This is a genomic window from Streptomyces sp. NPDC001351, assembly GCF_042896045.1.
In the GTDB taxonomy this organism is placed as follows: domain Bacteria; phylum Actinomycetota; class Actinomycetes; order Streptomycetales; family Streptomycetaceae; genus Streptomyces.
Map to the genome: position 1 here is coordinate 17,475 of NZ_JBIAWS010000009.1, position 23,046 is coordinate 40,520.

Sequence of the window (23,046 nt, forward strand, 5' to 3'; positions counted from 1 at the left end):
CGGCAGCGGGCCGGATCACGGCCGGCCCGCCGTCGGCCCGGCGTCCTGTGCGCCGGAGACGGCCCTCTCGTGGCCGTTGCCCGTCAGCGTCGCGCCCACCTCCGCCGCCTTCTGACGGAGCCAGATGTGGGCCGCGTCCTGGGCGTGCACCGGATGCCACCACATCGCCTCCTGCACCGGTACGGCCTCGAAGGGGCAGGGCAGGACGCGAACCGCGGCTAGGCGGGTCGCGCTGCGGGCCAGGCGTTCCTGGATCATCGCGACCCGGCTGGTGCCCTCGACCATGTGGGGCAGCAGCTGAAAGGCCTGCACGGACACCTCCACCCGGGGGCTGATGCCGATCATGCTGAGCTGGCGGGTCGCGGGGGCGTCGTAGGGGCGCTGGTAGACGGCCCAGGGCAGGCGTGCCAGGTGGTCGAGGGTGAGCTCGTCGCCGATCTCGGGGTTGTCGTCGGCGACCAGGCACAGCCATCGGTCCTGGTGGAGGTCGACGGCGGGCAGGCCGTCAATGACGCCGTGCGGCATGAGCAGGCCGTCGACCGTGCTCAGCGCGGTGGCGGGGTTCTCCACGACGGACGGCGGTGTGTGCTGGAAGGTGAGCCGGATGCCGGGCGCCTCGTGGTGCAGGGCGCGGGCGAGCGCGGCACCGAACACGGCCGTGCCGTAGTCGGACGCGAACAGTGTGAACTCCCGGGTCTCGGCCGCGGGGTCGAAGTCGGCCTGGCTGGAGAAGACACGTTCCAGCAGGTCGCAGGCGGTCACACTGCGGTCTCGCAGGGCGACGCCGAGCGGGGTCAGCTCGTAGGAGTTCCCGGTGCGTGCGAGCAATTCGTCGCCGAAATGACGGCGCAGCCTGGCCAGCGCCGCGCTCATCGCGGGCTGGCTCAGTCCGATGCGCTCGCCGGCCCGGGTGACGTTGCGCTCCTCCAGCAGCGCACGCAGGGCGACGACCAGATTGAGGTCGAGACGGGACAGGTTCACTGGCTACCACCTGGGAGCGAGCTGGCGAGCTGATGGGTGCGGGCGGCCATCCTGCGCATCATCCATGCCATGGATGTGATGGATCCACAGGATTGATTTCCCTGATTGGTTGATCGGGGTCAGAGTAGTCCGCAACCCAGCAGGAGGAAATCTGATGGCAACGCTCGTGCAACCTGCCGGCCCGTTCGCGCTCGGCACGTTCTCGGCCCAGGACGACGGAGCCCCCTTCCCCGGCCTCTTGGCCGAAGGCCGCGTACTCGACCTGAGCAAAGCCCTGGACTGGGCGCCGCGCGAGGTGCGTGCCGTGGTCGAGCGGTGGGAGCAGGCCCTCCCCGAGCTGCATGCCCTGGCGGGCGACACCGCCCTCGACTGGCGGCCGCTGGAGGGCCTGCGGGTGCACGCCCCGCTGGAGCCCCGCCAGATCTTCCAGTCCGGCGCGAACTACCGACAGCACGTGATCGACCTGGAGGTCGCCCACCGCTCCCCTGACGATCCGCGCACGGTCGAGGAGGCGCGTGCGGAGATCGCCGCGGTCATGGACCGCCGGGCCGCCGAGGACCTGCCGTACGTGTTCATCGGCCTGCCGAGCACGGTCACGGGACCGTACGACGACGTCGTACTGCCCGACTGGGCCGAACAGCCGGACTGGGAGCTGGAGTTGGCGGCCGTCATCGCCAAGCCCGCCTACCGGGTGTCGGTGGAGGAGGCCCTGGAGTACGTGGCCGGCTACACGATCGCCAACGACCTCACCGATCGTGCCACCGTCTTCCGCCGGGACATGAAGGCCATCGGTACCGACTGGCTGCGCTGCAAGAACGCCCCCGGCTTCACCCCGCTCGGGCCATGGCTCGTGCCGGCCGGGTCGATCGCGGATCCGCAGGATCTTCGGGTCACCCTGAAGCTGAACGGCGACACCATGCAGGACGAGTCCACCAAGGACATGCTCTTCGGGGTCGCGCGGCTGGTGTCGTACATCTCCCGGACTTCCCAACTTCTGCCCGGCGACCTGGTGTTGACCGGCAGCCCGGCCGGCAACGGCATGCACTGGGGCCGGCTGCTGCGCGACGGCGACGTCATGGAGGGCTCCATCACCGGTCTGGGTGTCCAGCGCACCCGATGTGTGGCGGAGGAGGCATCATGACGCTCGACCGTCACGACCCGGAGGGCGCGATCGCCGAGGCCGCCAAGTCCTGCTCCAACTGGGGACGTTGGGGCGAGGACGACGTACTCGGCACGCTCAACTTCCTCGACGAGGCCAAGCGGCGTGAAGGCGCTGCGCTTGTGCGCCGCGGAGTCAGCTTCTCACTGTCGCAGTCCTTCGACATGAACGGCCCGCAGAAGGGCTGGCGCCGGCGGACCAACCCCGTCCACACGATGCTCGACACCGGCGGCGACGCCGCCCTCGGCAACCAGGGCTTCCCGCACGGCATCGGCGGCGCCGACGACGTGATCGCCATGCCGTTGCAGTGCTCCACCCAGTGGGACGGACTCGGCCACATCTTCGACCACGGCAGGGCCTGGAACGGACGGGCGGCCGAGAAGGTCGTCACCTCCGAGGGCGACCTCGTCACCGGCATCGAGCACATGGCGCCGTATGTCGCCGGGCGCGGGGTGCTCCTCGACGTGGGCCGAGTGATCGGCGCGGACGGCGAGTTGCCCGACGGCTTCGCGATCACCGAGGAGCATCTGACCGTGGCCGCCGCGGCGCATGGGGTGGCCGTCGGGCGCGGCGACATCGTCCTCGTACGGACCGGGCACCTCGCCCGCGCCCGGCGCGAGGGCTGGGGCGACTACGCGGGCGGGCCCGCACCGGGCCTGTCGTTCACCACCGCGGGCTGGCTGCACGGCACCGAGATCGCCGCGATCGCCACCGACACCTGGGGTTTCGAGGTGCGGCCCAACGAATTCGAGAACGCCTTCCAGCCGCTGCACCAGGTCGTCATCCCCAACATCGGACTGCTGATCGGCGAGATGTGGGACCTCGACGCGCTCGCCGCGGACTGCGCAGAAGACGGCGTGTACGAGTTCTGGCTCACCGCGGCGCCACTGCCCATCACCGGTGCGGTCGGCTCCCCGGTCAACCCCATCGCCGTCAAGTAACGCCCGGCCGCGCCCCTAAGGGGCGAGCCGCATCCCCCGCCGCCCGAAGCCGTGCGGCCCCGACCGGGAGGTATCCCCGACATGACCGATCCCCACGCCCGTTCCGTACTCGTCGTCGGTGGGGGCGCCTCCGGCAACGCCGTCACGATCCTGCTGCGCCGTGCGGGCATCACGGTGGACCTGATCGAGGCCAGCCCCGACTGGCACGCCTCCACCGGTTCCGGCATCACCCTCCAGGGCAACGCCCTCAGGGTGCTGCGCGAACTGGGCGTCTGGGAGCAGGTGAGCGCCTCCGGTTTCGCCTTCGGCTCAGTGGGGGTCACCGCCCCGGACGGCACCGTGCTGTTCGTCGCCGAGGACATCCAGACCGGCGGCCCGGAGCTGCCCGCCACCGTCGGCATGCAGCGCCCCCGGCTCCAGCAGATCCTGAGCGACGCGGTCCGCGCATCCGGTGCCACCGTGCGCCTGGGCGTCACCGCCGAGTCCCTGGAACAGGACACCGACGGCGTCTCGGTACGCCTCAGCGACGGCACCGAGGGCCGCTACGACCTGGTCGTCGCCGCCGACGGTCTCAACTCGGCGACCCGCGCCGCGATCGGCATCACCGACAAGCCCGCGCCGACCGGCATGGCCATCTGGCGCATCGCCGCTCCGCGTCCGGAGGGTCTGGAGCGCACCGACCTCGCCTACGGCGGACCGGCCTACATCGCCGGATACTGCCCCACCAGCGAGAGCACCATCTACGCCTACGTCGTCGAGGGGTGCCGGGACCGCGCGTCGATCCCGCCCCAGTCGTACGCCGACGAGATGCGCGGCCTTGCACAGGGCTACGGCGGCTTCTGGCCCGAGATCGTGAAGCACATCGACGATCCGGCCAAGGTCAACTACACCTGGTTCGACCGCCACCTGGTGGAAGGGCCCTGGCACCGCGGCCGGGTCGTGCTGGTCGGGGACGCCGCCCACTGCTGCCCGCCCACCCTGGCGCAGGGCGCGGCGATGTCCCTCGAGGACACCTCAGTCCTCTGCGAGCTGCTGACCACCCGCGGCGACTGGGACGACCAGCTCTTCACCGACTACCGGGACCGGCGGCTGCCCCGGGTGCGCATGGTCGTCGACGCCTCCGTGCAACTGGGCCAGTGGACGCTCGACGGGGTGCGCGACGCCGACGTGCCGGGGCTGATCGGCCGCACCATGAACGCGCTGAAGGAACTCCCGTGACCGATCCCGCAGGCCTCTCGTCGATGCCGACGATCGACGTCCACGCCCACCTCCTGCTTCCGCAGGTCGAGGAGGCCGTCGCCGGACGCCCCGGGCTCGCCGAGGCCCGCGAGCTCGACGCCCGCCGCAACGGGCCGGCGGCCCTGGCCGTGAACGGTCCGATGGTCGGCACGCGCCTGCCGAAACTGACGGACGTCGCCGTGCGGCTGGCGGCGATGGACGCGCAGGGCGTGGACGTCCAGCTGGTCAGCCCGTCCCCGTCGCACTACCACTACTGGGCCGAACCTCACCTGGCCGAGCAGGTATGCCGGTTGGCCAACGAGGGCACGGCCGCGCACTGCGCGAAGGCGCCCGACCGGCTGCACGGCCTCGGCCTGGTCCCTCTCCAACACCCCGGTCTGGCCGTGGAGTTGCTCGACCACGCGCTGGACCAGGGACTGAAGGGGGTGGAGATCTCCTCGCACGCGCCCGGCCGCGAGTTGTCGGATCCCGCGTACGAGCCCTTGTGGTCCCGGGCGGAGGAGACCGGCGCGCTGGTCTTCCTGCACCCGTTCGGCTGCACGCTCGACGAGCGTCTGGACCAGTGGTATCTGTCCAACACCGTCGGCCAGCCCACCGAGAACGCGGTCGCCCTCTCCCATCTGATCTTCTCCGGCGTCCTGGACCGCCATCCGGGGCTGAAGCTGATCGCGGCGCACGGTGGCGGCTATCTGCCCACCCACATCGGCCGCTCCGACCACGCCTGGCGGGTCCGCCCCGACGCCCGGGGCTGCGCACGGGAGCCGAGCAGCTATCTGCAACAGCTCTACTTCGACTCCCTCGTCCACGATCCCCACGTACTGCGGGAGTTGCTCAGGGCCGCCGGGCCGGAGCGGATCCTGCTCGGCTCCGACTTCCCCTTCGACATGGGCACCGACGACCCGCTGGACGCACTGCGTGCCGCGGACCTGCCCGAGCCCGACTTCCACGCGGTGCGGGGCGGCAACGCCGCCGCCCTGCTCAACCTCGCCTGAGGAGGAACCCCCCATGAGCAACCGCCTGCTCACCCACCTGCGGCACGTCGACCTCGCCGTGCCCGACTACGACAAGCAGCTCGACTTCTACTCCGGAGTATGGGGTCTGACCAAGGTCGCCGAGGACTCCGGCATCTCCTTCCTGGCCGCCGAGGGCAGCCCCGAGCAGTACGTCATCCGGCTGCGCAAGGCCGACGAGAAGCGCCTCGACCTCGTGTCCTACGGTGCCGCGAGCGCGGCCGACGTGGATGCGCTCGCCGATCAACTCCTGTCCGACGGCGTGCAGTTGATCTCGCAGCCGGGCAAGGTGGACACCCCCGGCGGCGGTTACGGCTTCCGCTTCTTCGACGTCGACGGCCGCACCATCGAGGTCTCCGCCGACGTCCAGGTGCGGCAGCACCGCAGGATCGAGGAGAAGGAGTCGATCCCGGTCAAGTTGTCGCACGTCGTCCTCAACTCCCCCGATCTGAACCGCACTCGACAGTGGTACGAGCGCCACATGGGCTTCCGTCTCTCCGACACGCTCAGCTCGCCGCACATGGGCGAGGTCATGCACTTCATGCGGATCTCCAACCAGCACCACTCGATGGCCATCGCGCAGGGACCGCACACCGCCCTGCACCACGTCTCCTTCGAGATGCGCGGCCTGGACGAGTACATGCGCGGCTCCGGGCGTGTGATGCGGGCCGGCGTCCGCAAGATCTGGGGCCCCGGCCGCCACATGGCGGGCGACAACACCTTCACCTACTTCCTCGACCCGCACGGCAACACCGTCGAGTACACGACGGAGCTGGAGGTCCTGGACGAGGACACCTGGCACCCGCACGTGTACGACTTCTCCCAGCCCGAGGTCACCGACCAGTGGGGCACCGCGAACCCCATGAACGAGCTGGTCGCCAAGGAGTCCTTCAACGACGTCGACCGCGGCGTCTTCGTCGCCCCACCGGTCTGACCGGCCCCCCTGTCACCGGGGGCGCGGCAGCCCGGTCATGCCCTGGCTCCCCGCCGCGCCCCCGGCCCCGCTCCGCCCGCCCTCCCGCCGACAGGACCCTGCCATGCGTTTCGCCACGTACGAGTACCGCAACCGACGCCAAGTGGCCGTCGTCGAAGAGGACGGCACGCTCAACCCCCTGCCGGGCGTCGCCTCACTCACCGGGCTGCTCGCCGAGGGCGGCGGTCTGCCCGAACTGCTCGACGCGGGGTCCGCGACGACCGACCTGCCGGCCGGCCCCCATGTCTCGGACGTACGGCTGCTGGCACCGCTCCAGCCGCCCACCGTGCGGGACTTCGTCACCTTCGAGGAGCACGTGGAGGGGGTGCGGCGGTCCGTGGACGGCAGCGTGGGCGTGCCCGAGCAGTGGTATGCGGCCCCCACGTTCTACTTCACCAACCCGTACGCGGTGTACGGGCCGGGGGACGACATCCCCGTGCCGCCGGGATCCGGCGTGCTGGACTTCGAGCTCGAGGTCGCCGCCGTGATCGGCAGGGAGGGCCGCGACCTCACTCCCGAGCAGGCCCGTGAGCACATCGTCGGCTACACCGTGCTCAACGACTGGTCCGCCCGCGACCTGCAGTCCGCCGAGATGCGGGTGGGGCTCGGCCCGTGCAAGGGCAAGGACACCGCCACCACCCTGGGCCCCTACCTGGTCACCGCCGACGAGCTGGACGAGTACCGCGACGAGGACGGGTTCCTGCGGCTGGGGCTGACCGCCGCGGTGAACGGCGAGGTGGTCGGCAAGGACCTGCTGTCCAACATGAGCTGGACGTTCGAGGAGATGGTCGCCTACGCCTCGCGCGGGACCTGGGTGCGCCCCGGCGACGTCCTCGGCTCGGGCACCTGCGGCAACGGCGGCTGCCTCGCCGAGCTGTGGGGCGTACGGGGCAGGCAGGACCCGCCGCCGCTCAAGCCGGGCGACACGGTCACCCTCACCGTCGAGGGCATCGGCACTGTCTCCAACACCGTGGTGCGCGGCGCCGATCCACTACCCGTCCCAGCCGGCCGACGCCGCTCGCGGGAGCGGCCGTGAGCGGACTCCATCCGAAGCGGCTGCTCGGCAAGGTCGTCGTGGTGACGGGCGCGGCAGGCGGCCAGGGCGCCGCGGAGGCCGAGGCACTCACCCGCGAGGGAGCCCGGGTGATCGCCACCGATGTGACAGAGGGGCCCGGCTGCCGCCGCCTCGACGTCACCAGCGAGCGGGACTGGGCCGAACTCACCGCCGAACTGCGGGAGTCGTACGGGCAGGTGCACGGCCTGGTCAACAACGCGGGCGTCACCTGGCGCGCCCGCATCGACGACGTACGCCCCGAGGACATGGCCCGCGTCCACGCCGTCAACGCCACCGGGCCGCTCCTGGGCATCCAGCACCTGGTGCCGCTGATGCGCGCGGGGGCGTCGATCGTGAACGTCGGTTCGTCGGCGGCGCTCACCGCCCACTACCCGGTGGCCTACACGGCCGCCAAGTGGGCACTGCGCGGCCTGTCGAAGACCGCCGCCATGGAACTGGGACCCCGCGGCATCCGCGTGAACACCATCCACCCCGGCTTCATCGAGACGGACATGACCGCCTCCGCCGCTCCGGCCTTCCGGGAGGCGAACCTCCGCCTGACCCCGCTCGGCCGCACCGGCACGGTGGACGAGATCACCCCGCTCGTCACCTTCCTCCTATCGGACGACTCCGCCTTCATCACCGGAGCCGAGATCCCGGTGGACGGCGGCTTCACCTCGCACGGTGGCGCGATGCCGATCTCGGACGCCCTGCGCCCCGATGCATGAATCAGCACACGCACGGCAGAAAGGCTCTTGAGCCATGGACAAGGTCTGCGCGAGCGCCGTGGAGGCGGTCGCCGACATCCCCGACGGTGCGTCGCTGGCCGTCGGCGGCTTCGGCCTCAGCGGCATTCCCGACGTGCTCATCCAGGCCCTCCACTCCCAGGGCGCCACGGGCCTGCGGGTCGTGTCGAACAACTGCGGCGTGGACGGACGGGGACTGGGCGTCCTGCTGGCCGACGGCCGGATCGCCCGCGTGACGGGGTCCTACGTCGGCGAGAACAAGGAGTTCGCCCGTCAGTACCTGTCGGGTGAACTGGAGGTGGAGCTGGTCCCGCAGGGCACACTGGCCGAACGGCTGCGCGCCGGCGGCGCGGGTATCCCCGCGTTCTACACGCCCGCCGGGGTGGGCACTCAGGTCGCCGTGGGCGGCCTCCCCTGGCGCTACGCATCCGACGGCGCGGTGGCCGTGGCCTCCCCGGCCAAGGAGACCCGGGACTTCGCCGACCGGACGTATGTCCTGGAACACGCCATCACCACCGACTTCGCACTCGTACGGGCCTGGCGCGCGGACACCCACGGAAACCTGGTCTTCCGCAAGGCGGCCGCCAACTTCAACCCGCTCGCGGCGATGGCCGGCCGCATCACGGTCGCCGAAGTCGAACAGCTCGTGGAACCGGGTGAGTTGAACCCGGACGAGGTGCATCTGCCTGGCATCTTCGTGCAGCGGGTGGTGGAGCTGACGGCCGCCCAGGCCACCGCCAAGCAGATCGAACACCTTCTGACTTCCGCGTCTTCGACACGAGGGACCGTACGCGCATGAGCACCGCCATCCCCACCCGACTGGGCTGGACCCGCGACCAGATGGCCGCCCGCGCCGCCGCCGAACTCAGCCACGGCTCCTACGTCAACCTCGGCATCGGCCTGCCCACCCGCATCCCCGGCCACCTCCCGCCCGGCGTACACGTCGTCCTGCACTCCGAGAACGGCATCCTCGGCACCGGCCCGTATCCGTACGAGGACGAGGTCGACCCTGATCTGATCAACGCGGGCAAGGAGACCGTCACCGTCCTGCCCGGCGCGTCCTTCTTCGACTCCGCGCTCTCCTTCGGCATGATCCGCGGCGGTCACATCGACACGGCCGTCCTCGGCGCCATGCAGGTCTCCGCCGCCGGCGACCTGGCCAACTGGATGATCCCCGGCACCATGGTCAAGGGCATGGGCGGCGCGATGGACCTCGTCCACGGCGCCCGCCGCGTCATCGTCCTGATGGACCACACCGCCAAGGACGGCACCCCGAAGCTGGTCGAGGAGTGCACCCTGCCACTGACAGGAGAGCGCTGCGTGCACCGCGTCATCACCGACCTCGGCGTCCTCGACATCACGCCCGACGGCCTGGTCCTGGTCGAATGCGCGCCGGGTGTGAGCGTGGACGACATCGCGGCTCGCACGGACGCGCCGGTGAAGACCTGAGCCACGCGTCCGTGCGCTGCGGGCAGGGATGGTGAGTCCCTGCCCGCGCCACGTTTTCCGGCGCGTTCCTACGACAGGGGCATGACCTTGCGGTAGGCGAACACCGCGGCCGTCGCAACCACGACATGCATCAGCAGCAGCGCCCCGACGCCGGTCGCGCCGCCGGCGCCGAAGAGCAGGAAGTCGGGAACGAAGGACACGACGACGAGCGTCGGCACCAGCCACCGCACCAGCGCCCGGGGATCCTTCGACACCCTGCGCACAACGGCCCAGCCGACCGCGCCGGCCACGACGCCGACCGCCGTCAGGAATATGTACGAGGACGCCTTCAGCGGCTTGAAGTCGTCAGGCGCGCCCGCGGCCGAGGCGAGGAGCGCAAGGAGCGCGTCCGCCGCGGAGGCCACGACGATCGCGGCGAGCACACCTCCCGCCACTACGAGTGGACCACGGCGGACGACGGCTTCGTCAGAGGCAACAGACATGGCAACTCCGGGGACGGGACGGCGGAGGGGCTCCGCGAGAAGTGTTTGAAGCATCAAACGGTAGTCTGAACGAATGTGTTTGAGGATTCAAGCTCAAGCGGCTACGGAGTCCACTGTCCGGCCTCGCCCCAGGCAGCCGACCGTTCCCGCGCCACATCGCGCAGGAGTCCGTGGAACACCTCCACCGCCTCCCGTGGCTCCAGCTCCGGCTTCTCCAGCCGTTACCCGGCGAACCGCACGGCGAGCTCCGCCATGAGGCGCGTGTCCCGGCGCACGGTGGTCAGCCCGATCGGTATCAGAGGGGAGAGATGACTGTCGTCGTATCCAACGACGGACATGTCGCGGGGAGTCTTGGGGCCCGCCCGAGTCAGGGCCATCGACAGGCCCCACGCACAACGGTCGTTGCCCACGAGAACGGCCGTCGGCAGGGGCGGACCCTGATCGCACTCCGCCACCAGCAGCCGTCCGGCCTCGATACCGGACGGCTCGGTGTGCTCGCCGGGAATCACCCGCACTTCGGCCTCCAGCACATGGCTGCGCATGGCCGCCCGGCAGGAGCGCCGGCGGTCGGCGGAGCCCGGGCCGCGGCCGCCGTCGATCTGCACGATCCGGCAGGCCCAGCTCGACGAGGTGGTCCATCGCCTGCCGTACGCCCTTGTCCTCAGCGCTGTGCGCGAAGTCCACGCGGGTGCGCCGCCCGCCCATGAGACGAGCCGTGATGGGTGAAGTCGTCGGTGTCCCGGGCCGGCGGGTGGGTCAGGGCACCACGAGCAGGGCCTTACCGATCACCTCTCGGGCCTCCAGTGCTCGGTGCGCCGCGGCGGCCTGTGCCAGTGGGAAGGTCTGGCCGATGAGTGGCCGCAACTCGCCGCGGGCCGCCGCTTCGACAGCCTGCGCCGCCAGCCGCCGCCGGTCCTCGGCGGAACGTTGCACATCCTGGATGCCACGGAGCCGCACACTCCGCTCCTGTGCGGCCCGCGTGTCGACCTCGGTGAAGGAACCGCTGGGCGCGCCATGCGCGGAGAACCGGGCGCCCGGCGCCGTGAGTTCGAAGGCGGCTCGGCCGACCGCCCCGCCCACGCCGTCGAAGACGACATCGACGCCCCGGCCGCCTGTCGCCTCCCGCACCCGTGTGGTCCAGTCGGGGTCGGAGTAGTCGGCGAGGACATCGGCACCGCGCTCGTGGGCGGTGGCCAGTTTGCGCTCGCCGCGCGCAGCGGCGATGGTGCGGGCGCCGGCCGCGTGCGCCAGCTGGACCAGCAGGCTGCCGAGCCCTCCGGCCGCCGCCGTGATCAGGACCTGGTCGTCCTTGGTGACCTCGGCGGCCTCGAAAACCGTCAGCGCGGTCGTGCCGTCGTTGAGGAGCGCGGCGGCCTGCGGCAGCTCCAGCCCGTCCGGGACGGGGATCAGCGCCTCGACCGGTACGACCACTTGCTCGGCGTAGCCTCCGTAACCGCCGGCGTGGGCGGCCACCCGTCGGCCCACCCACCCGGGGTCGACGCCCGGGCCGACCGCACGCACGTGCCCGGCCACGCCGTCGCCCGGTACGTAGGGCGGCTCCACCGAGAAGAATTCCCGGCCCCAGCCGTTCCTGACCTGGGTCTCGATGAAGAGGATGTCGGCGACCGTGACGTCGATCACCGCCTGTCCCTCACCGGCCACGGGGTCGGGCGCCTGAGTCGGCGTCAGAACCTCGGGGGGCCCGAATCGGTTTACCTGGACGACGAGCAAGTCGGCACTCTCCTCTTACGTGTGCGATGGGCGGGGACGGACTCGCCGTGCCCCAGTCGGCAGTCGGTGCACCGAGTGTCCTACGGGGGAAGCCGCGTGCCGACGGAAACAGGACACCGGGCGAAGGAAGGCGGGCAGGAGATGTGGGGCCTGGTCGACGTCGACTCGCCCGGCGCCGGTGTGCCGCACCGCTCGGGCTCCCGGCCCCGGACATTCATCGCTCGGGCTTCTGGCCCCAGACGCAGAACCGCAGCATGGTGACGTCACGGTCGCGCGGGTCGTCGAGGCTCGCCACGAACGCCTCGAGGTTCTCGGCGCTCACCACTCCCTGCTCGATCATCGCGGGGCCCTGGAGCTTCATCCGCAACCGGATCAGTTCGCTGTCCAGTTCGTCCTGTCCCGGACCCAACGGGGTCACCCGCATCGAGACCGAGGTCAGTCCCGCCCTGGCGAACGTCGACGGCAGCCTGCGGCCCCAGTGCATGTCCGCGCCCACGGCCTTCCAGCCGGCGAAGTACGCGCCGATCAACGCCCGTGCGGCAGGGCTGACGGCGTGCTCGCTGGGCAGGAAGTAGAAGTCCTCCAGCAGGATCCAGCCGCCCGGCGCCAGCCAGCGCACCACCCGCTCAAACGTCTCCTCGGCCTTGGGCAGGTGCTCGAACACGGCCCGGGCCAGGATGAGGTCGGTCGAGTCCGGCTCGAACTCGGCCTCCGCGACGTCCTGTTGCACTACCGTCAGGTTCGGCGCGCGCCGCTCGTCCAACCGACTGATGTCGGTGTCGAGGGCGATCACCGAGCCCTGGTCGGCCTGTGCGGCCAGCCAATACGACATGGAGCCCGCCCCTGCCCCCACCTCCAGGCAGCGCCAGCTCCGCCCGATCGGCAGGCTCGCCAGAATCTCCGTGGTGAGTGGGTCGTAGACCCGCTCCCACAGCAGGGCCAGGGCGTCATCGCCCTCGGCGCCCGCGGGGGCCTTCGTGTCCTCGGCCCGGAAGGCGTCGGCGTGCTCCTCCACCCATTCCCGGAAGGTCCGCGCCGGCCGGCCGGTGACATCGGCCACGACGGTGGATCCCACTTCCGGCTGCGTGGTGAGCATGGCGAAGTAGTCCAGCGCCCCGTCCGCGTACGCGGGGGGCCAGCCGGATTTCACCATCTCCTCCCGCGCGGCCTGTGCCTGGACGTCCTGCCAGCCGAGTTGACGGCCGATCACCTCGCCGATGATGTGGACCTGTTCCTCCTGGGTGAGCGCCTCCGGCCCGGTCACCAGGTACTTCTTGCCCGCGTGCCCGTCCTCGGTCAGCGCGTGCACCCCCACGGCCGCCAGGTCCCCCTCGTGCACCGACGTCCGGGCGGCCGCGCCGTGCGGGAAGTGCACGGTCCCGCTGCCCTTGATCTGACCGGCGAAGCCGAACGCGTTCGCCATGAACCCCGTGGTGCGGAGAAACGTCCAGTCCAGACTTGTCTGCTCGATCAGCTCTTCCAGATAGGCGTGGCAGTTGTTGTCCCGTCGCTCCAGGCCTATGTGCACGCCGACCGACGAGACCAGCACGATCCTTTCGGCCTGACGTTCGATCTTCGCCAGCACGGCGGGCGCGGTCTCCACGCTCAGGGTGAAGAACGGCCACATCCAGAAGACACCGTGGACGCCGTCGAGAGCGGGGTCGAGGCTGTCGGGGTCGGCCAGGTCGCCATAGTGCAGTTCGACGCCCTCGGGAAGCTTGGCGATGTTGGGGTCGTCCTTCAGTACCAGGGCCCGGACCGTGGCGCCCGTCGCGAGCAACTGGGCGGCGGCGTGCGGGCCCACGTTGCCGGTGGCCGCGGTGATCAAGAACGTGCGCTGGGCGGTCATGGGGCGGTTCCTCTCGGGCACTGGAGAAAAGACGGATTTTCGAAATCTGCGGCGGACGGTCCGCGGGGAGCGAGTGCATGCGAGTGCGGCGAATGGACCCTGATGAAAGCTTCTTCGTGATGCCGGGAAGCAGTCAAGGCTTCAATTCCAGATGCTCGTAAGGCTTCTTCAGAGAAATGTCAACTGCGGTGCGGCCGGTGTCGTTCCAGGCGTCCGCCAGTGCACACTGGTGTCGAGCCGCAGAGGTGACGTAGGAAAAGGGCCGAGAGCCGAAGGAGTTCGGAATGTCCCAGATGGTATTGACGGAGCCGGAGCCGGGCATCTTCGTCTTCGACAGCATCAAGGTGGCGGGTGACGGGGGCGCCGTCGAGTTGGTGGACGCATTCAAGGAGACGGTGGAACGCGAGTATCGCGAAGCGCCCGGGTTCCTCGGCGCACGCGTCCACCTCAGTGTGGCGGAGGACACGATCGTCACACGGGTCCGCTGGGAGCGGGAGCAGGACCTCGAGGCGTACTCGGCCGCGGTGGCGGCGCGGGGCAACACCTTCACCGAGTGTCTCGCCAAGGCCGCGATCACCGATCGAACAGCTTTCGTCGGAACGCAGGTCCCGGGGTTCACCGGCCCGGACGCCGACAAGGAAGCCGGGTACAGCGTGGTGGCGACGCGACCGGTCCAGGACCGCGAGACGGCCATGAAGATCCATGACGTCCTGCTCAGGACAGGGGAATGGAAGCACACGATTCCCGGCTTCGTGTCCGCCACCCCGTATGTCAGCCTCGACGGCACGGAGTTCCTCAACAACCCCGCATGGGTGGACGAGGATGCTTTCCACGTCTACATGAACCACCCCAGCATCCCGGGCGGGTTGGCGGACGCGAAGGACCACGCGCTCGCCGAGCCGTGCGTGATCTCCTGCCGGTACGCGCAGGACATCGCTTCCTGATGCTCCTGCCAAGCGGCCGTGGTCACCGGCGGTGTTACTTGGTAGCACCGCCGGTCACGGATCAGGGCCCACAGGACGTTCGGTGGTGGCGACCGGCCGGTGCAGGTTGCCGCTGACCTTGCCGGAGTCGTGAGGCGCGGGGGCGACGCCCGCGAACCAGGGCTCTTGCGTTGCGGACCTTGCGTGCGTCGGTCCTGCGCTGGGTGCCGGGCGGCGAAGCGATGCAAGCCACGAGGCGGCGGCCGACTGATGGCCACACCCGGCACCCCTGGGCGAGCCAGCCCTACGAATGGCTCGATCAAGACGGTGGAGCCGGCTGACGGCACTTCACTTCTGCGGAGTGCCGTCCGTCGCGTCATACGCCGTCTGGGCGTCGACGATGTCGTGAGTGTGCAGGGTGATCCACTCGACGAGGGCGTGTGTGTACTGGGCGAGTCCGCTGCCGAGCGGAGTCAGGCCGTACGAGACCCGGGGCGGTGAATCGGGCACGACCTCCCGGCTGACCAGTCCGTCCCGGCACAGCACGCGGAGGTTCTGGGACAGCATCTTCTCGCTGATCCCGCCGATCCGGTCCCGTAGCTCGTAGAACCGCAGGTCGCCTTCGCGCAACGCGCTGAGGATCAGCACACCCCAGCGGCTGGTGACGTGGTTGAGGACATGCCGTCCAGGACAGTCCGTGTGAAACGCGTCACTTTCCTGGGCCGACTGATGGCGTGTGAGCTCGTGACGGACCTTCATGTACTGAGCTTACCCAGAGGTATGGGCTCACTTCCAGTAAGCCCATGTACCTAGGCTTGGCGTCATGACAGAGATCACCGTGGACATCTGGTCCGACATCGTCTGCCTCTGGTGTCCGATCGGCAAAGCCCAGTTCGACACCGCTCTGGCGCAGTTCGACCATCGGGACGCGGTGACGGTGCGATATCACAGCTTCGAACTCGATCCGAGTACACCGCGCGACAGCGCCCAGCCCATGCTGGAGAGGTCTGCTCGCGACATGGGCACCAGCAAGGCGCACGCGGCCAAGGTGCTCGGGGAGGTCGCCTCGATGGCCGCGGATCTGGACCTGGAGTACCGGATCGACGCGATCCGCGTGGTCAACTCCTTCGACGCGCACCGCCTGACGCATTTCGCCGCCGGCCACGGTCGCGCCGACCTCATGCTGGGCCGGCTGATGGCGGCCTACACCGGCGAGGGGGCCGTGCTCTCCGACAGCGATACCCTGGTCCGCCTCGCGGGCGAAGTGGGGCTCGACCGAGAGGAGGCCGCGGAGGCGCTCAGGAGCGGCCGGTACGCCGACTCCGTCCGCCAGGACCAGCAGCTGGCTCGGCGGCTCGGTCTTCGCGGGGTGCCCAGCTACGTCGTTCAGGAGACCTACGCGGTCTTCGGGCCGCAGAGCCCGGACGAGATGACCGCGCTGCTCCAGCGGGCCTGGGAGGACGCCGTCCGCTCCGACTCGGGGGCCGGCCAGGGGGTCCCCGGTCCCGTCAGCCCCTCCGCGGACTCCGGCGCATGAGCGGTCCGCGGCCGGCGACGCAGATGACCATCAGTCAGTTCGCGCGGCGCGCCGGTGTGCCCACCTCCACGTTGCGCTTCTACGAGCGGCAGGGACTGGTCCGCAGCGCGCGCACCTCCGGGAACCAGCGCCGTTATGCGCGGGACACGCTCCGGCGGGTCTCGTTCATCCGGGTGTCCCAGCGTCTCGGCATACCGCTCGCGGCGATCCGGGAGGTCCTCGACCTGCTACCCGAAGGCCGTACTCCGACTCCGGAGGACTGGGCCCGCGTCTCGGAGCACTGGTACGAGGATCTGACCCGGCGCATCGAGCAGTTGATCGCCCTCCGCGACGCCCTGACCGACTGCATCGGCTGCGGCTGCCTCACCCTGGAGCGGTGCCAGTTGGCCAACCCCTATGACGTGCTTGGTGAGAAGGGGCCGGGCGCCCATCGCCTCGGTATGCGCTGAAACCCCGCAGGGTTTCAGCGCGGCGATTGAGATTCCTTTGACGTTACCCATGGTTCGTGCGGACGCCTTGACATTCTTCTGATGATTCATCACGGTCCTCTTTATTTCTCGCCTTGACCTGCCCGTGCGGAAACGAAGAGGATTTACACCACTCACCAATTCTCTTTCCTCGGCACTCCGAGGAGAGTGGTTTTCTTGAGGTGGTGTTTCCATGCCGGAAAAGGTCCTGATCTCCAATCGCGGCGAAATAGCCGTCCGTGTGGCGCGTGCGTGCCGGGATGCCGGTATCGCGAGCGTGGCCGTCTACGCCGACCCGGACCGGGACGCTCTGCATGTCCGCGCCGCGGACGAGGCGTTCGCCCTCGGCGGCGACACTCCGGCCACGAGCTACCTCGACATCGAGAAGGTGCTGGGTGCGGCCCGTGAGTGTGGGGCGGACGCCGTGCACCCGGGCTACGGCTTCCTCTCGGAGAACGCCGAATTCGCACAGGCGGTCCTGGACGCGGGCCTGATCTGGATCGGCCCGCCCCCGCAGGCCATCCGCGACCTCGGCGACAAAGTGGCGGCCCGTCACATCGCCCAACGCGCGGGCGCACCCCTTGTGGTGGGGACACCCGACCCGGTCTCGGGCCCCGAGGAGGTCGTCGCCTTCGCCGAGGAGCACGGCCTGCCCATCGCCATCAAGGCCGCCTTCGGCGGTGGCGGACGCGGCCTGAAAGTCGCCCGTACCCTCGAAGAAGTCCCCGAGCTGTACGACTCGGCCGTCCGCGAGGCGGTCGCCGCCTTCGGCCGCGGCGAGTGCTTCGTCGAGCGCTACCTCGACAAGCCCCGCCACGTCGAGACCCAGTGCCTGGCCGACTCCCACGGCAACGTGGTGGTCGTCTCCACCCGCGACTGCTCCCTGCAGCGCCGCCACCAGAAACTCGTCGAAGAAGCCCCCGCCCCCTTCCTGACCGCCGAACAGAACGCCGAGCTGTACCGCGCCTCCAAGGCGATCCTGAAGGAGGCCGGCTACGTCGGCGCGGGCACTGTGGAGTTCCTCGTCGGCAACGACGGCACCATCTCCTTCCTGGAGGTCAACACCCGCCTGCAGGTCGAGCACCCGGTCACCGAGGAGGTCGCCGGCATCGACCTGGTCCGCGAGATGTTCCGCATCGCCGACGGCGAGGAACTCGGCTACGACGACCCGCCCCTGCGCGGCCACTCGTTCGAGTTCCGCATCAACGGCGAGGACCCCGGCCGAGGCTTCCTGCCCGCCCCCGGCACCGTCACCACCTTCACCCCGCCCACCGGCCCCGGCGTCCGCCTCGACGCCGGCGTCGAATCCGGCAGCGTCATCGGCCCCGCCTGGGACTCCCTGCTCGCCAAGCTGATCGTCACCGGCGCCACCCGCGGGCAGGCCCTCCAGCGTGCCGCCCGCGCCCTGAGCGAGTTCACCGTCGAAGGCATGGCCACCGCCCTTCCCTTCCACCGCGCGGTCGTCACCGACCCGGCGTTCGCCCCCGAACTCACCGGCTCCACCGACCCGTTCACCGTCCACACCCGCTGGATCGAAACCGAGTTCGCGGGCGGCATCGAGCCCTTCACGGCCCCAGCCGACACCCCCGAGGCCGAGGACGAGGCCGGCCGCGAAACCGTCGTCGTCGAGGTCGGCGGCAAACGCCTGGAGGTCTCCCTCCCCGCCTCCCTCGGCATGACCCTCGCCCGCACCGGCCTGGCCGCCGGAGCCAAGCCCAAACGCCGTGCCGCCAAGAAGTCCGGCCCCGCCGCCTCCGGCGACACCCTCACCTCCCCCATGCAGGGCACCATCGTCAAGGTCGCCGCCGAGGAAGGCCAGGAGATCGAGGAAGGCGACCTGGTCGTCGTCCTCGAAGCCATGAAGATGGAACAGCCCCTGAACGCGCACAAAGCGGGCACTGTCAAGGACCTCGGAATCGAGGTCGGGGCCGCCGTGGCCCAGGGCGCGGTCATCTGCGACATCAAAGACTGACGAACCATCCGGGCCGCGAACCATCCGGGCCACAGTTCTGATCCGCCGGGCTGCTTGCCGACATGTGCGCCTGAAATCCGCTGAATTGTGACCGTGGTCGACCGAGGAGAACATATGGACGCCGAAGTAATTGTCGTCGGAGCGGGGCCGGCCGGGTTGATGCTGGCCGGAGAGCTACGGCTGGCGGGTGTCGACGTCGTCGTCATCGAGCGCCTGGCCGCACGGACGGGTGAGTCCAGGGGCCTGGGGTTCACGGCGCGCACCATGGAGGTCTTCGACCAGCGGGGGCTGCTCTCGCGGTTCGGTGACATCGAGATCAGCAACCAGGGCCACTTCGGTGGTCTGCCCGTCGACTTCGCCGTGCTCGACGGCGCTCACCAGGCCGCCAAGACCGTGCCGCAGTCCCACACGGAGACGGTTCTGGAGAACTGGGCCGAGGAACTGGGCGCGGACATCCGGCGCCGGCATGAGCTGCTGTCCCTCAAGGACACCGGTGATGTGGTGGAGGTCGAGGTCCAAGGGCCGGACGGCGTACACCAGTTGACCGCCGGTTACCTGGTGGGCTGTGACGGCGGGCGCAGCGTCGTGCGCAAGACCGTGGGCTTCGACTTCCCGGGCACACCGGCCACGTTGGAGATGTTCCTCGCCGATGTGAAGGGGCTCGACCTCGAGCCCCGCATGATCGGTGAGACGCTGCCGGGCGGCATGGTGATGGTCGGTCCGCTGCCCGGTGGGATCACCCGGCTGATCGTGTGCGAACGGGGCACGCCACCGCAGCGGCGGGAGACGCCGCCCTCCTACGACGAGGTGGCGGCGGCCTGGAAGCGCCTCACCGGCGACGACATCTCGCACGGTGAGCCGGTCTGGGTCAGTTCGTTCGGCGATGCCACGCGCCAGGTCACCGAGTACCGGCAGGGTCGGGTCTTCCTGGCCGGCGACTCTGCGCACATCCACCTCCCGGCAGGCGGCCAGGGGATGAACACCAGCATCCAGGACGCCGTGAACCTGGGCTGGAAGCTCGCCGCCGTGGTACGGGGCCGGGCACCCGAGTCCCTGCTGGACACCTATCACGACGAGCGCCACCCGGTCGGCAAGCGGCTGTTGATGAACACCCGCGCCCAGGGGCTGCTCTTCCTGAGCGGGCCCGAAGTGCAGCCGCTGCGCGACGTGTTCACCGAGTTGATCACCTATCTGCCGGTGAGCCGGCACCTCGCCGGGATGGTCAGCGGTCTGGAGATCCGGTATCCGGTCGCCGGGGGCCGGCATCCGCTGCTCGGTCGCCGTATGCCGCACCTGAAGCTGTCCGACAGCACCGGCAGGAGCGTCGGCAGCAGCACGCAGGCCCTGCACGCGGGGCGCGGTGTCCTGCTCGACCTGGCCGACAATGCGGAGCTTCGGCGCCGCGCCGCCCGGTGGCGGGACCGCGTGGACATCGTGACCGGGCAGCCGCAGGACCTCGCCGAGGACAGTGAGCTCGCGGGCACCACCGCCGTGCTGATCCGTCCCGACGGCTACGTGGCGTGGGCAGCGCCCGGCTGCCACAGCGATCTGCCCATGGCCCTGGACCGCTGGTTCGGCCCCGCCGGCTAGGCCTTCCTCCGGAGCCGGTGTCCCGTACCGGAAACCGCAGGAAACGAAGGAAAAGCACAGGAAAGCGAGAGAAGCATGCACAGTACCCTGATCGTCGCCCGGATGGCTCCGGACTCCAGCGCTGACGTGGCACAGCTGTTCAGTGCCTTCGACACGACGGACATGCCCCACCGCATGGGCACCCGACGTCGTCAGCTCTTCTCGTACCGGGGCCTCTACTTCCACCTCCAGGACTTCGCCGAGGACAACGGCGACCGGCTCATCCAGGAGGCCAGGACGGACCCGCGGTTCGTCGCCATCAGCGACGACCTGAAGCCCTTCATCGAGGCCTACGACCCGGCGACCTGGCGCTCCCCGGCCGACGCCATGGCCACCCGCTTCTACCACTGGGAGGCACGGTGAACGGGCGACGGGTCGTCATCACCGGGATGGAGGTCCTCGCTCCCGGCGGTGTCGGTGTCAAGAACTTCTGGGAGCTGCTGAGCGGGGGACGGACCGCGACCCGGCGCATCACCTTCTTCGATCCTTCGCCGTTCCGCTCCCAGGTCGCGGCGGAGATCGACTTCCATCCCGAGATGCACGGACTGCGGCCGCAGGAGGTGCGGCGCATGGACCGGGCCGCGCAGTTCGCGGTCGTCGCGGCGCGCGGTGCGGTCGCGGACAGCGGGATCGAGCTCGACTCCTACGATCCCTTCCGGGTCGGCGTCACCATCGGCAGCGCCGTGGGCGCCACGACGGGCCTCGACCAGGAGTACCGGATCGTCAGTGACGGCGGTCGGCTGGAACTCGTCGACCACGAGTACGCCGTACCCCATCTGTACGAGTACCTGGTGCCCAGTTCCTTCACCGCCGAGGTCGCGCGGACGGTCGGTGCCCGGGGTCCCAGCACGGTGGTGTCCACGGGCTGCACCTCGGGCCTGGACTCGGTCGGTCATGCCGTCGAGCTGATCCGTGAGGGTTCCGTGGACGTCATGATCGCCGGGGCGACGGACGCGCCGATCTCCCCGATCACCATGGCGTGCTTCGACGCCATCAAGGCGACCACGCCCCGGCACGACGAACCGGAGCGGGCCTCCCGCCCCTTCGACGGCACCCGCAACGGATTCGTGCTGGGCGAGGGAGCGGCGGTGTTCGTCCTGGAGGAGCTGGAGAGTGCCGCCGCGCGCGGCGCCCATGTGTACGCCGAGATCGCGGGGTACGCCACGCGCAGCAACGCGTACCACATGACCGGTCTGCGGCCGGACGGCGCGGAGATGGCCGAGGCGATCCGGGTCGCACTCGACGAGGCGCGGATGTCCGGTGACCAGATCGACTACATCAATGCCCATGGCTCGGGGACCAAGCAGAACGACCGTCATGAGACGGCGGCGTTCAAGCGAAGCCTCGGCGAACACGCCTATCGGACCCCGGTCAGCTCCATCAAGTCGATGGTCGGACACTCGCTCGGCGCGATCGGCGCGATCGAGATCGCCGCGTCCGCCCTCGCCATGGAGAACAACACGGTGCCGCCCACCGCCAACCTGCACACCCCCGACCCCGAGTGCGACCTGGACTACGTCCCGCTGGAGGCGCGCGACCAGCTCACGGACGCCGTGCTCACCGTCGGCAGCGGTTTCGGCGGTTTCCAGAGCGCCATGGTGCTGGCCCGACCCGACCGGAGGGTCGCATGAGCGCCTCGGCGGTGGTGACCGGCCTCGGTGTGGCCGCGCCCAACGGCCTGGGCACGGACGAGTACTGGAAGGCCACGCTGGTCGGCCGGAGCGGGATCGGCCCGATCACCCGCTTCGACCCGAGTTCCTATCCGGCGCGGCTGGCGGGTGAGGTTCCCGGCTTCGTCGCGCAGGAACACATCCCGGGCCGTCTGATCCCGCAGACCGACCGGATGACCCAGCTCGCGCTGGCGGCGGCCGACTGGGCCCTGCGGGACGCCGGGGTCGAGCCGGGTGAACTGCCCGCCTTCGACATGGGTGTGGTCACGGCCAGTTCCTCCGGCGGCTTCGAGTTCGGCCAGGGCGAACTGCGCAAACTGTGGTCCCAGGGCAGCGAGTACGTCAGCGCCTACCAGTCGTTCGCCTGGTTCTACGCCGTCAACAGCGGCCAGATCTCGATCCGCAACGGAATGAAGGGCCCCAGCGGAGTGGTCGTGAGCGACCAGGCCGGCGGACTGGACGCGCTCGCACAGGCCAGGCGCCAGATCCGCAAGGGGACCCCGCTCGTCGTCTCCGGCGGTGTCGACGCCTCGATCTGCACCTGGGGTTGGGTGGCCCAGCTCGCCGGGGGCCGTCTGAGCACCAGCGACGATCCCGCGCGGGCCTATGTCCCGTTCGACGCTCAGGCGCGGGGACATGTGCCGGGCGAGGGCGGCGCCATCCTGATCGTGGAGGACGCGGCGGCGGCCCGTCGGCGCGGAGCCCGCGTGTACGGCGAGATCGCCGGCTACGCCGCGACCTTCGACCCCGCGCCGGAAACCGGCCGTGAGCCCGGGCTGGGCAAGGCGATCGAGCTGGCTCTGGCGGACGCCGGGGCCCAGCCGTCGGACATCGACGTGGTGTTCGCGGACGCGGCGGCCATCCCGGAACTGGACCGCGCGGAGGCGGAGGCGATCACCGCGGTCTTCGGCCCGCGCGGGGTGCCCGTGACCGCGCCGAAGACCATGACCGGCCGGCTCTACTCCGGTGCCGCCGCCCTCGATGTCGCGACCGCGCTCCTGGCCGTCCAGGACGGTGTCGTACCGCCGACCAGCAACGTCGAACCATCCGCCGACCATGACCTCGACCTGGTCATCGGCGAGCCCCGCCGTCTTCCCGTGCGCAGCGCCCTGGTACTGGCCCGCGGCCACGGCGGTTTCAACTCCGCGCTCGTCGTACGGGCCGTCTGACCCGCCCGACGGCACGGGCCGCCGACCGGGCGCGCCCCGCTCACACACCACACCCCCACCGCACA

22 protein-coding genes and 2 pseudogenes are annotated in these 23,046 nt (G+C 70.2%); 17 read left to right on the forward strand and 7 right to left on the reverse strand.

The window, feature by feature from the left end; all coding sequences use genetic code 11:
* Positions 1-15: 15 nt before the first annotated feature.
* Positions 16-981: a LysR family transcriptional regulator gene (locus tag ACFY1U_RS30950; RefSeq protein WP_390697425.1), complete on the reverse strand. Its 966-nt coding sequence runs from the start codon at positions 979-981 to the stop codon at positions 16-18.
* 154 nt (positions 982-1,135) lie between these two features.
* On the opposite strand from ACFY1U_RS30950, the gene ACFY1U_RS30955 reads away from it, so the two are divergent.
* From ACFY1U_RS30955 to ACFY1U_RS30995, 9 genes are all read left to right on the forward strand, one after another.
* Entirely contained in the window at positions 1,136-2,122 is a 987-nt protein-coding gene (locus ACFY1U_RS30955; RefSeq protein ID WP_390697426.1) for a fumarylacetoacetate hydrolase family protein, read from the forward strand.
* Complete coding sequence (locus ACFY1U_RS30960; protein ID WP_390697427.1) at positions 2,119-3,081, forward strand: cyclase family protein; 963 nt, start codon at positions 2,119-2,121, stop codon at positions 3,079-3,081. The genes ACFY1U_RS30955 and ACFY1U_RS30960 overlap by 4 nt, the downstream gene beginning before the upstream one ends.
* 81 nt (positions 3,082-3,162) lie before the next feature.
* Positions 3,163-4,299 carry an FAD-dependent oxidoreductase gene (locus ACFY1U_RS30965; protein ID WP_390697428.1) on the forward strand — a complete coding sequence of 379 codons (1,137 nt, stop codon included), beginning with the start codon at positions 3,163-3,165 and terminating at the stop codon, positions 4,297-4,299.
* Positions 4,300-4,322: 23 nt separating this feature from the next.
* Complete coding sequence (locus ACFY1U_RS30970; RefSeq protein ID WP_390697764.1) at positions 4,323-5,312, forward strand: amidohydrolase family protein; 990 nt, start codon at positions 4,323-4,325, stop codon at positions 5,310-5,312.
* Positions 5,313-5,325: 13 nt separating this feature from the next.
* On the forward strand, positions 5,326-6,264 hold the full coding sequence (locus ACFY1U_RS30975) for a VOC family protein (protein ID WP_390697429.1): 939 nt from the start codon (positions 5,326-5,328) through the stop codon (positions 6,262-6,264).
* Positions 6,265-6,367: 103 nt separating this feature from the next.
* Positions 6,368-7,339, forward strand: a complete 972-nt coding sequence (locus tag ACFY1U_RS30980) for a fumarylacetoacetate hydrolase family protein (RefSeq protein ID WP_390697430.1) — start codon at positions 6,368-6,370, stop codon at positions 7,337-7,339.
* Positions 7,336-8,085: an SDR family NAD(P)-dependent oxidoreductase gene (locus tag ACFY1U_RS30985; RefSeq protein WP_390697431.1), complete on the forward strand. Its 750-nt coding sequence runs from the start codon at positions 7,336-7,338 to the stop codon at positions 8,083-8,085. The genes ACFY1U_RS30980 and ACFY1U_RS30985 overlap by 4 nt, the downstream gene beginning before the upstream one ends.
* Positions 8,086-8,119: 34 nt before the next feature.
* A complete protein-coding gene (locus tag ACFY1U_RS30990) occupies positions 8,120-8,902 on the forward strand; it encodes a CoA transferase subunit A (protein ID WP_390697432.1) in 783 nt (260 codons plus the stop codon).
* Complete coding sequence (locus ACFY1U_RS30995) at positions 8,899-9,552, forward strand: CoA transferase subunit B (RefSeq protein WP_390697433.1); 654 nt, start codon at positions 8,899-8,901, stop codon at positions 9,550-9,552. The genes ACFY1U_RS30990 and ACFY1U_RS30995 overlap by 4 nt, the downstream gene beginning before the upstream one ends.
* 68 nt (positions 9,553-9,620) lie before the next feature.
* Here the strand turns inward: ACFY1U_RS30995 and ACFY1U_RS31000 are convergent, their stop codons facing one another.
* The 4 genes and pseudogenes from ACFY1U_RS31000 to ACFY1U_RS31015 form a co-directional block, all read right to left on the reverse strand.
* Positions 9,621-10,034: a DUF6069 family protein gene (locus ACFY1U_RS31000; protein WP_390697434.1), complete on the reverse strand. Its 414-nt coding sequence runs from the start codon at positions 10,032-10,034 to the stop codon at positions 9,621-9,623.
* Between the two features lie 224 nt (positions 10,035-10,258).
* Positions 10,259-10,727, reverse strand: a pseudogene (locus tag ACFY1U_RS31005) (substrate-binding domain-containing protein); the annotation flags it as partial.
* 63 nt (positions 10,728-10,790) lie between these two features.
* Positions 10,791-11,696, reverse strand: a complete 906-nt coding sequence (locus ACFY1U_RS31010; RefSeq protein ID WP_390697435.1) for a zinc-binding dehydrogenase — start codon at positions 11,694-11,696, stop codon at positions 10,791-10,793.
* Positions 11,697-11,979: 283 nt separating this feature from the next.
* The gene (locus ACFY1U_RS31015) at positions 11,980-13,614 is read right to left on the reverse strand and encodes an NAD(P)H-binding protein (RefSeq protein WP_390697436.1); all 1,635 of its coding nucleotides are present in this window, start codon (positions 13,612-13,614) and stop codon (positions 11,980-11,982) included.
* A gap of 284 nt (positions 13,615-13,898) precedes the next feature.
* On the opposite strand from ACFY1U_RS31015, the gene ACFY1U_RS31020 reads away from it, so the two are divergent.
* Complete coding sequence (locus tag ACFY1U_RS31020; RefSeq protein WP_390697437.1) at positions 13,899-14,558, forward strand: antibiotic biosynthesis monooxygenase family protein; 660 nt, start codon at positions 13,899-13,901, stop codon at positions 14,556-14,558.
* A gap of 11 nt (positions 14,559-14,569) precedes the next feature.
* On the opposite strand, the pseudogene ACFY1U_RS31025 reads toward ACFY1U_RS31020, so the two are convergent.
* Positions 14,570-14,714 (reverse strand): annotated as a pseudogene (locus ACFY1U_RS31025) (IS110 family transposase); the annotation flags it as partial.
* A gap of 171 nt (positions 14,715-14,885) precedes the next feature.
* Positions 14,886-15,296, reverse strand: a complete 411-nt coding sequence (locus ACFY1U_RS31030; RefSeq protein ID WP_390697438.1) for a winged helix-turn-helix transcriptional regulator — start codon at positions 15,294-15,296, stop codon at positions 14,886-14,888.
* 64 nt (positions 15,297-15,360) lie between these two features.
* Between ACFY1U_RS31030 and ACFY1U_RS31035 the strand changes: the two genes are divergently transcribed.
* From ACFY1U_RS31035 to ACFY1U_RS31065, 7 genes are all read left to right on the forward strand, one after another.
* Positions 15,361-16,074 carry a DsbA family protein gene (locus ACFY1U_RS31035; protein ID WP_390697439.1) on the forward strand — a complete coding sequence of 238 codons (714 nt, stop codon included), beginning with the start codon at positions 15,361-15,363 and terminating at the stop codon, positions 16,072-16,074.
* Positions 16,071-16,523, forward strand: coding sequence for a redox-sensitive transcriptional activator SoxR (gene soxR, locus ACFY1U_RS31040; RefSeq protein WP_390697440.1), 453 nt, complete (start codon positions 16,071-16,073; stop codon positions 16,521-16,523). Before ACFY1U_RS31035 ends, soxR begins: the two co-directional genes overlap by 4 nt.
* A gap of 211 nt (positions 16,524-16,734) precedes the next feature.
* Entirely contained in the window at positions 16,735-18,513 is a 1,779-nt protein-coding gene (locus ACFY1U_RS31045) for an acetyl/propionyl/methylcrotonyl-CoA carboxylase subunit alpha (RefSeq protein ID WP_390697441.1), read from the forward strand.
* A gap of 114 nt (positions 18,514-18,627) precedes the next feature.
* Positions 18,628-20,103 (forward strand): FAD-dependent monooxygenase, encoded by a 1,476-nt coding sequence (locus tag ACFY1U_RS31050; RefSeq protein WP_390697442.1) that lies wholly within the window; start codon positions 18,628-18,630, stop codon positions 20,101-20,103.
* Positions 20,104-20,178: 75 nt separating this feature from the next.
* Positions 20,179-20,505, forward strand: a complete 327-nt coding sequence (locus tag ACFY1U_RS31055; RefSeq protein WP_126395648.1) for a TcmI family type II polyketide cyclase — start codon at positions 20,179-20,181, stop codon at positions 20,503-20,505.
* A complete protein-coding gene (locus ACFY1U_RS31060) occupies positions 20,502-21,773 on the forward strand; it encodes a beta-ketoacyl-[acyl-carrier-protein] synthase family protein (protein WP_390697443.1) in 1,272 nt (423 codons plus the stop codon). The genes ACFY1U_RS31055 and ACFY1U_RS31060 overlap by 4 nt, the downstream gene beginning before the upstream one ends.
* Complete coding sequence (locus ACFY1U_RS31065; protein ID WP_390697444.1) at positions 21,770-22,981, forward strand: ketosynthase chain-length factor; 1,212 nt, start codon at positions 21,770-21,772, stop codon at positions 22,979-22,981. Before ACFY1U_RS31060 ends, ACFY1U_RS31065 begins: the two co-directional genes overlap by 4 nt.
* Positions 22,982-23,046 lie beyond the last annotated feature (65 nt).